This is a genomic window from Streptomyces sp. NPDC043876, assembly GCF_056435825.1.
Map to the genome: position 1 here is coordinate 39,364 of NZ_JBWKDV010000022.1, position 9,111 is coordinate 48,474.

General features: G+C 69.8%; 10 protein-coding genes. 6 read left to right on the forward strand and 4 right to left on the reverse strand.

Going from position 1 to position 9,111, the window contains the following annotated elements:
• Positions 1-314: 314 nt before the first annotated feature.
• Complete coding sequence (locus tag AC0693_RS37405) at positions 315-1,301, reverse strand: DUF4937 domain-containing protein (protein WP_478804420.1); 987 nt, start codon at positions 1,299-1,301, stop codon at positions 315-317.
• Complete coding sequence (locus AC0693_RS37410) at positions 1,192-2,079, reverse strand: LysR family transcriptional regulator (RefSeq protein ID WP_469318630.1); 888 nt, start codon at positions 2,077-2,079, stop codon at positions 1,192-1,194. The genes AC0693_RS37405 and AC0693_RS37410 overlap by 110 nt, the downstream gene beginning before the upstream one ends.
• Before the next feature lie 203 nt (positions 2,080-2,282).
• Here AC0693_RS37410 and AC0693_RS37415 point away from each other — a divergent pair, with 203 nt between their 5' ends.
• The 3 genes from AC0693_RS37415 to AC0693_RS37425 all read left to right on the forward strand — a co-directional run bounded on the left by AC0693_RS37415 (position 2,283) and on the right by AC0693_RS37425 (position 4,885).
• A complete protein-coding gene (locus AC0693_RS37415; RefSeq protein ID WP_468471948.1) occupies positions 2,283-2,627 on the forward strand; it encodes a DoxX family protein in 345 nt (114 codons plus the stop codon).
• A gap of 355 nt (positions 2,628-2,982) precedes the next feature.
• Positions 2,983-4,047, forward strand: a complete 1,065-nt coding sequence (locus AC0693_RS37420; RefSeq protein WP_478804421.1) for an SGNH/GDSL hydrolase family protein — start codon at positions 2,983-2,985, stop codon at positions 4,045-4,047.
• A 67-nt stretch (positions 4,048-4,114) separates the two neighbouring features.
• Complete coding sequence (locus AC0693_RS37425) at positions 4,115-4,885, forward strand: SAM-dependent methyltransferase (protein WP_478741895.1); 771 nt, start codon at positions 4,115-4,117, stop codon at positions 4,883-4,885.
• A gap of 30 nt (positions 4,886-4,915) precedes the next feature.
• Here the strand turns inward: AC0693_RS37425 and AC0693_RS37430 are convergent, their stop codons facing one another.
• Positions 4,916-5,815, reverse strand: a complete 900-nt coding sequence (locus AC0693_RS37430; protein WP_478741894.1) for a LysR family transcriptional regulator — start codon at positions 5,813-5,815, stop codon at positions 4,916-4,918.
• Positions 5,816-6,158: 343 nt separating this feature from the next.
• On the reverse strand, positions 6,159-6,926 hold the full coding sequence (locus AC0693_RS37435) for a methyltransferase domain-containing protein (protein ID WP_468471956.1): 768 nt from the start codon (positions 6,924-6,926) through the stop codon (positions 6,159-6,161).
• 92 nt (positions 6,927-7,018) lie between these two features.
• Here AC0693_RS37435 and AC0693_RS37440 point away from each other — a divergent pair, with 92 nt between their 5' ends.
• From AC0693_RS37440 to AC0693_RS37450, 3 genes are all read left to right on the forward strand, one after another.
• On the forward strand, positions 7,019-7,546 hold the full coding sequence (locus AC0693_RS37440; protein ID WP_478804422.1) for a winged helix-turn-helix transcriptional regulator: 528 nt from the start codon (positions 7,019-7,021) through the stop codon (positions 7,544-7,546).
• Positions 7,547-8,600: 1,054 nt separating this feature from the next.
• The gene (locus tag AC0693_RS37445; protein WP_478804423.1) at positions 8,601-8,726 is read left to right on the forward strand and encodes a hypothetical protein; all 126 of its coding nucleotides are present in this window, start codon (positions 8,601-8,603) and stop codon (positions 8,724-8,726) included.
• 73 nt (positions 8,727-8,799) lie between these two features.
• A partial coding sequence (locus tag AC0693_RS37450) for a transposase (RefSeq protein WP_478804426.1) occupies positions 8,800-9,111 on the forward strand: 312 nt, incomplete at its 3' end.

A 9,111-nucleotide genomic window follows, 5' to 3' on the forward strand; every position in this document is an offset into this window, starting at 1 on the left:
CGCCCGAGCCCTGACCGGACACGGCATTCCCATCCGTGCCTCCCGCGCGACCGCCCTAATCCAGCTCGCCGAGGAGATGCCGCCCGCGGTCCTGGCCCCTCTCCTCGGCCTTCATGTCATCACCGCGCTGCACTGGCGCCGCCGAGCCGCAACCGACTGGACCGCCTACCTCCAGGCGCGCCAGCGCGCGCTCGCGGACAGACGACCACCTTCCGGGCCGTGATCGTTGCCGGCCTCGGTGATCCGGGTCTCGCAGGCGGCGTGAGAGGAGAAGCCGCTCCGGCCAGTTCTCGTCACCTTCACCGCCGCGCCACTCATGGTGTGCCGACCTGCTCTTCGCGCAGCCGTGCCGGCTGGCGGCACCGGTGGAGGGCCGTGATGTGTCTGTCCTTCTCGGCGGGTTGCCGATCGGGCAGGACGCGCCAGGACGCTTCGAGGGACAGCACGTGGCCGGTCATCGCCTGGATGTCGTTCTGGGGCAGGGCGCTGGAGCGCAGGGCCGGCAGATGCCCGACGACATAGCGTTGGTGGGCAGTTGAGCCGGACCACAGGGTCGTGACCAGGTAGCGGTCCGTGTCAAGTCGCGTGACGACCCCGGCGAGCATGCCGCCGGCCGCGGCCATACCCGGCGTCCACACCTCGCGCTGGGCTTCGAGGAAGCGCCTCTTGCGGCCTGGCAGCAGACGGCAGTCGGCGACCCGCAGGAGAACGGCTGATTCGAGAGCGCTGGACAGGTCGGCTGAGTCCCCTTCCATTTCAAGGACGATCTCCCCGGTGGCGACGTCGAGCCCGGTGTAGACGGCGCTTTGCCGGTTGTCGACGACCACAGCATCGTGTCGCTCGCGCATGAAGCACCGGTAGGCCTCTGCACCGCTCCACAACCCCAGCACATGCGCACGGCCGGTCTCCGTATCCCAGCCCCCCACCTGTCCGACCAGGCCCGGCTGGTCGCTGATCGTCGACCAGGCGCTCTGGGCTGCGGAGAACTGCTCCCGCGCTGTCATTGGCACTCGGCACCCGATCCACTTGCCCCACATGTGCAGTCTGCCTCTCAGCCGTGCCGAACTCGACGAACAGATGCAGCAAATGATCGGGCGCAGACCCCGGTCGGCGTCAATCGGCCCACGGACCGATCCGACTGGGACCCGCGACGTACGGCCTACGGCGTAGCCTGGCCGGACGCGGCAGGACTCACATAGCCGCCGTGCCCAAACTGCGCACCGTCTGTGCGAGACCACGGATGAGGTCGTTCTCCGTCTCGGTGTGCCACACCAAGCCCCATCGCAGAGAACGTTCCTCATCGAACGGCAGGTAGACGATGTCGGGGCGGGCGTTGTAGCGAGTGGCGTGTGCTCCTGTGAGGGTCACGATTCCGCCGTCGGCCACGACGGCGATGTTCTCCTCCCAGCTCGCCACCACCTCCAGGCGGGGAACCTTACGGCCCGCCGGGGTGTAGAACGGCTGGAAGGCGTTCTCCCAGGAAGCGGGCACGTCCACCGCCGGCGACAACACCCCGAAGTCGGCGAGGTGCTCCAGCGACGCGGAGTCCCGTCCGGCCAAGGGGTGGTGTACACCGACGCCGAGCACCTGCGGTTCGGAAAACAGCACGGGGCCGGTGGTGAGGTCGGGTTCGTCCACCGGCAGCCAGGCGATCAGCACATCCACATCCCCTCGGCGCAGTGGTCCGAAGGGGTCCTGGGAGGCGCTGTGGCGCAGCCGCAGTTCACAGTGGGGGTGCCGGGAGCGGAAGGCTGCCCAGAACGGCTTCAGATCGTGGCCATTGGTGTTCACCATGCCGACGCGCAGCACAGCGGTGACGCCCCCGGCGGCCATCCTGGCTCTCTGCAGGCTGTGGAGCAGACCGCGATAGACGGGCCGCAGGTCATCACGGAGCTGCTCCCCCAAGGGGGTCAGGCGAACGTTACGGCGGGTGGAGCGATCGAACAACACACCGCCGATGCGGCGTTCCTGCTCCTTGATGGCCTGGCTGACCCGGGCCTGGGACACGTGCAGCCGGACCGCGGTGCGCCCGAAATGCAGCTCCTCGGTCAGAGTCAGGAAGATCTCGATGTCGCGCATCTCCACCGTGTCACGCCCCCCGTTCGGTCCTCCTGATCGGTTCGAGATAACCCGCAGGTGATCGGGACTATAAGCGATCCGATCTTGATCGGGACGACCGGCGTGCGTGAGCCTGGGAGCCGCCGGCAGTCGCTCCGGTCAGACGATCGACCTCGCACGCACGCCCGCTCGCCACGCACCCGAACGAACCCAGGAGCATCCACATGTCCACCACCGTCGTCGTCACCGTTCTGACCGCTGTCTGGGTCGGCTTCTCCGGCCTGTCCCTGATGCGCAGAGCCCCATTCGTCGTCGAACCGCTCCTCCAGTACGAGGTGCCCAGATCTTGGTGGACACCGCTCGCCCTGGCCAAGCTCGCCGGCGCGGCCGGCCTGCTGATCGGGTTGGCCGTACCTGTGGTCGGGTACCTCGCCGGGACGGGCCTGGTCCTCTATTTCCTCGGCGCCGTCATCACCGTGCTGAGGGCCCGTTCGTACAAGACCGTCGCCTTCCCCCTCCTCTACCTGGCTCCGGTCGCGGCCACCCTCGCCCTGGGTCTGGCCGCCTGACAGCCGCCCGGCACGGCTCGGACCGAGCCGCCGATACGAGGCGCCGGACACGGCCGTTGCCCCGCCGAGCGTGCGGCTGCCTGAACCGCGCCACCAACCGCCGGCCCCGCTCGTGCCGTAGCCCGTCCTTCCCTCTCAACCCACCGCATAAGAGGAGCACATGATGCGCGCCGTCCTCCGACTGCCCTTGGCCACTGCCAGTTTGGCCACTCTCCTGATCGCTGCACCGGCGTCCGCGCACACGGCCGCCGCCTCCCCGCGAGCACACTGGATCGCCGGCTGGAGCACGGCCGTCCAACGTCCCTCCCAGAGCTGGTACCCGACCTGGGCGGAGGCGGGCTTCCACGACCAAACCGTGCGTCAGACCGTAAGAGTGGGCACGGACGGATCCGACCTGCGGGTACGCCTGTCCCATTCCTTCGGAACGACCCCGCTGAGCCTGACCGGTGCCACGGTCGGCATATCCGACGGGGGCGCCGCCGTCCGGCCCGGGAGCGTCCGCACGCTGACCTTCGACGGATCCGCCGCCCCTTCGATCCGTCCCGGGGACCGGCCTGCCAGTGACCCGGTCCGGCTTCCGGTGAAGGCGGGTGACCGGCTCAGCATCACCCTGTTCTTCAAGGGTCCTTCGGGGCCCGCCAGCTTCCACAACGTGGCGATGGAGACCGCGTACCGGGCCGAGGGCGACCACCGCGCAGACGTGGGCGCGGACGCGTTCACCCAGGAAAGCTCGTCCTGGTACTTCCTCGACGGCGTCGATGTCTCCGCGAAGCCGGCGGGAGGCCGGCGGGACGCGATCGTCGCCTTCGGCGACTCCCTCACCGACGGCGCAGCCTCGACGCCGGGAGCCGACAACCGCTACCCCGACCAGCTCTCCCGCCGCCTGTCCGCCGAGGGACGTCAGCGCCCGGTCCTCAACGCCGGCATCGGCGGCAACCGAGTGCTGAGCGACTCCGCTTGCTTCGGTGAGAAGGCCACGACCTGGTTCCGGCACGATGTCCTCGACCAGTCCCGCGTGGGCACCGTGATCGTGCTGGAGGGAACCAACGACATCCTGATGGGTGAGATGGCCGCGAACGCCTGCACCACCACGAACCGGCGGGTGACGGCCGGCGAGTTGATCGAGGGCCATCGCGCGCTGATCCGCGCGGCCCGCGCCCGCGGGATCATCGTCATCGGCGCGACCCTGCCGCCCGGCAAGGGCCTGGAGAGCGGAACCGCCACCGAGACCCGCGCCGCGCTCAACCAGTGGATCCGCACCAGCGGCGCGTACGAAGCCGTCGTGGACTTCGATCGCGTCCTCGCCGACCCTCTGAACCCCGCGCGGCTGCTCCCCGCCTACGCCAGCGGGGACGGACTGCACCCCAACGACGCCGGCTACCGGGCGATGGCCGATGCCGTGAACCTGGACTCCCTGTAACTCCTTTCACCGAGTCGCCACGCTCGACGTGTGCCATCGGACCGCCGACCCAAAGGACTCCATTCCCGTGACCAGCGCTTCTGAGCACTACGATCGGCTGCTCGCCGCGCACTACACCTGGATGCTCGGCAGCGACATCCACGCCCTCGCCCATGACCAGGCCGAACTCCTTCGAAGCCTGGGAGTACGGCCTGAGGCGGACGGGGACGCGGCCATCGACCTCGGGTCCGGGCCCGGCCAGCAGACGCTGGCTCTGGCACACCTGGGGTTCTCCACCGTCACCGCCGTGGACCTCAGCCGGGCCCTGCTCGACGAACTCCTCGGGCATGCCGGGACCGCGGGCGTCGCGGGGGCCGTGCGCACCGTGCACGCGGACCTCCTGGATGCCCTTGCGCACATAACCGGATCGGGCACCGCGGCCGCGGTCGTGTGCATGGGCGACACCTTGACCCACCTGCCCAGCCCTGCCCACGTCCGCTCCCTCCTGGAGAGCGTGACGCACGCCCTACGCCCCGGTGGGCACATCGTGGTCACCTTCCGCGATCTCACTGAGGAGCTCCGCGGCGCTGAGCGGTTCTTCTCCGTACGCTCCACCGAGGAGCAGCTGCTCACCTGTTTCCTGGAGTACGTCGACGACAACACGGTCATGGTCCACGACCTGCTCCAGACCCGCTCGGGGGGCGAGTGGCGTCTCCAGGTCGGCAGCTACCCCAAGCTGCGGCTGGCCTCGGCCTGGCTGAGCGACGAAGCCCGACGCGCCGGCCTGCAGGTCCGCCAGACCGGGGCGGGCCCCCGGGGCATGCGCATCCTCCACGCGGTCAAGCCGATCGGGGGGTAGCGGACGTGCTCCGACTGTCCGGCGCTTCTGTCACTGGTACCCGAATTCCTGCGGCCCGAGGTCCCTTACGACTTCGGCGAGGGCATGGACGGGTTCGTTTCCGGATTCGGTACGCCACAGCAGGGCGTAGGACAGTGGCAGCATGTCCCGGATGGGCAGCCAGGCTATGTGGGTCAGCGCCCAGTGCCGGGTGACGTGGGCAGGGAAGGAGTGAACGATCTCGCCGGTGCCTACCAGATGGATCAGGTCGTCGCTGTTGGTGATGCTCTCGCTTCGTTCGATCGTTCGGCCTCGTGGTGTCTGGAACGGCAGGTACCGGTCCTCCCAGTAGTCCGGCATCAGAGATGCCATCGCATGGGGGCGGTCGGCCAGGGTCTCCAAGGTCACCGACGATCGTGAGGTCAGCGGGTCTTCCTTGGACACGGCGAGCAGTCGGGGGTCGGTGAAGAGCACGGGTCCGGCGGTGAGGTCCGGCTCCTCGACGGGCAGCCACCCGACCATGACGTCCAGCGTGCCGTTACGGAGGCACGCGAAGGGGTCGACGTAGGGGGCCCGGCGAATCTGCAGTTCCCACTGGGGATGCCGCGTGCGGAACGTCCGCCAGTAGTGGTGGAGTTCGACAAGGTTGAAGGGCAGCATGCCGACCCGCAGTACCCCCGCCACCCCGCGGGCGGTCATCCGGGCGCGCTCCAGGCTGCCGCAGATACCTGCGTACAACGGCCGCAGGTCGTCTCGCAGCTGGGCCCCCAGCGACGTCAACCGCACCTGCCGACGGTTCGCACGGTCGAAGAGCACGCCTCCCAGCCGCCGCTCCTGCTGGGCGATGGCCTGGCTCACCCGTGCCTGAGATACCTGCAGTCGAGCGGCCGTGCGGGCGAAGTGCAGCTCCTCCGCCAGGGTCAGGAAAATCTCGATGTCCCGCAGTTCCATCGGCGGTCCTCCCTGCGTACGGCGCGTCTCATCGGTCTGCGCCCGACGTTCACGCCGGGTGTGGGCCAGGACGAAAGAGGCTGCGCGCGCTTTGGCGGCCTCGCCCCAACCGACTCGCGGGCAGAAGGGGGCGAGGTCTTGAGAGTCCGCCCGTTCCGGCTCCGTCAGACACCTCGCAGCACCTACGGAAGTGCGACCGGTCCTTCCCCACCACAACTCGTCGCGCTTACGCCCTGGTCAGCGCGCACATTAGCTGATGCCCACGCAGCGGACGGCAGCCACCCCCGCTGCCGCCGCTCCTGCGCCAAGCGGTGCAGTTGAGCGCGAGGCCGCGTTGCATGGCTCACGCCCGGCGAATCCCGTACCCCAGGTACGTCACCAGTGGATTGCCGTCCGATTCGATGACCATGCCGACCAGTTGCGGCAGCTGACCGTCCGTCACCGTGCCGCGCTTGCGCCCGCGCGTCGCACGCACCAGGTCGCGCACGTCGCGCGGCTTGAAAGCCGAGACGTCCTTCGCGGACAGCCCTGCCCGGTCGAGGGCCTCGGCTAGTTCCGCCGGACGGCGCAGCCGCTGTGCGGCGTAGCGGCCACGGGGCATGATCCGCGTGGCCGGGAGGGTCTGGAAGGCTCCGAGATAGATGAGACGGGACACGAGCGTGCGGTTCACCGTGTCGTAGACGAAGGCTCCTCCGGGGCGCAGCAGGCGTGCGGCCTCCGCGAGGACCGTGCCGGGCCGATCGGTGACTTCGAGGGTGTCGGCGCAGTACACGAGGTCGAAGGAGGTCTCCGCCAGGTCGAGGTGCTCCGCCGGGGTCGTCAGGTAGGTGACGCCGCGCCCGTCATCCGCGTTCCGGGCGAGGGTGGTCGCGGCTGGGGACGGGTCGGCGGCGACCACCTCGAACCCGAGTCCGGCGAGGCCGCGGGCCAGGAGGCCGCGCCCGCTGCCCATGACGAGCGCACGGCCGGTCTCCGGCGCGAGGTCCGACTCATCGATCACGCGGCGCAGGTAATCCATGCGTACCGACTGGAAGGTCAAGGCGCGGATGTGGCGACCGTCGACGGCACCGGGGGCGTCCGAGTCGAGTGCGATGTGCGGGGCGATGGTCATGGCGGACTCCCTCGTCAATCCGGTCAAGTTCCCTCAGGAAACTTAACATTGACGAGTTCCCTTAGGGAATGCGCGGGCGCTACGGTGAGCGCGTGGCCCGTACCTCCCTCTCCTCCGTCGCGTGCTCGATCGCCCGCGCGACCGACCTGTTCGGCGACGCCTGGACAGCCCTGATCATGCGAGACGTCCTCGTCGGCATCAGGCGCTTCGACGAGCTCGCGGAGGACCTCGGCATCTCCCGCAAGGTTCTCGCGGCGCGACTGGCTCGGCTGGTCGAGGAAGGCGTGCTCTCGCGCGAGCGGTACCAGGCGAGCCCGCCGCGGGAGGAGTACGTGGCCACGGAGAAGGGCCGTGAGCTCTACCCCGTCCTGCTGACGCTGATGGCCTGGGGCGACAAGTGGTACGCGGCGCCCACGGGTCCGCCCGCCCGCATCCGCCACGACACCTGCGGACACCTCACCATCCCGGTCGTGACCTGCGAAACATGCCGTGATCCGCTCACAGTGGCCGACACCACGCAACTACCCGGCCCTGGCGGACACACAGGGCCGGGAACACTGCTCCTGGGACCGCTGATCGCCGCGCGCGGGCAAGAAGCCCGAATCCGCCGGAGGGAATGACCTCTTTCCTGCTCCGCTGGCCGCCTCCCGGTGCTGCCACAATCACCCTCGTCGGCATGTGGGCGGACAGACACCGATGTGGCCTCACCGCCCCGGGCCCGGCCGAGGACGTGGTCAGCGGTGGCGCACGGCGACAGCCGCTCCTGACCTCCCTGCCCGGCCGAGGCCCCCGCCCCGTCCGGGCAACGCTGTGCCTCAAACCGGAGGCGCGATGCGACGGCAGACCAGGGGCCCGACCGTGGCCGCGCACGCCGCCACCAGGCTGAGGGGGCCCAGCGACACCCGGTCCGCCGGCCATCCACCGTGTGCACCCCGGTGGTCGCCCGCTCCGGACCGCGCAGAGCGGGGGAGCGCGACGGCAGACCGGGGGCCCGACTCTGGCGCACGCCGCAGCCGGGCCGGTCCGCCAGGCGACGCCTGGTCCGCTGGCCGCCTCCCGGTGCGCACCGCCGCGGTGCCTCCGCTCAAGCCCGTCGTGACGCCGACGGCCGTACCTCGCACGGCAAGACGAGTCGTGCCCATCAGCCCCGAACCATCAGCACTCGCCGGGTCCCGCATACGGCACGCTGGACCCGCCCCACCGAAGGAGCCACGGATGATCCCCAGGGACGCAGCACCATGACCGAGGATGACATCGCCACCGCGAGCGGCCTGCCCGTGTGCAGCTGGCGGCGCCGCCACGGCGCCGACTTCCGCGCCAGCGTCCCCGTCCTCAACGCCCGTGAGAGGCTGCGCCTCTACGACGCCGCTCAGGCCACCGCCTACATCAAGGGCGCACCCACCCCCGCGAGCGGCCCGCGACACGGTCCACCCCGACGACCTTCTCAGCGACAAGGAAGCCGGGGCCGCTCTCGGCATCGACGCCACCACCGTCCGCGCGTACGCCACCACCGGCTACCTCCCCGCAGGCACCGAGCACCATGGCCGAACGTGGTGGACACGCCGCAGCATCACCGCCCGCCGCGACTCCCCGGACCAGCGTCACCACAACCTTGGCCGACAGCCCGGCGATCCCCGCAACCGAGCCCCACGCCACCGGCACGACCCCCGCGTCATGGAGGTCTCCGCCCTTCTCCTCCTGGAACAGGTGACCACCGCCGAGATCGCCGAGCGCTACCCGGTCGGCCAACGGACGGCGCAGAGGCTCCTCGCCGCAGCCCGAACCGTCTCCGAGGACTAGGGCTTGTGTGCTGTCGTGATCAGCTGTTGGGTTTTGCCCTCTTGGAGGGGTGGGATCCGGTAGGACTGTGATGGTGACGCGCAGGCAACTCAGCCATGCCCAGTGGAAGTTCATCGAGCCGTACCTGCCGATCGGCAGGTACGGGCCGTACCCGGAGCGGCTGCGAGAGCAGTTCGAGGGTGTGATCTGGCGGTTCCGGTCCAGTGGTCAGTGGCGGGAGATGCCTGCCGAGTTCGGCCCCTGGGCCACCGTCTACGGACGCTTCCGCGTCTGGCGGGACGCCGGTGTGTTCACCGCCCTGCTGGAAGGCCTGATCGCCGAGGCAGCCCGAGCGGGAAGGACGGACTTGTCGCTGGTCAGCGTGGACTCCACCACGGTCCGCGCC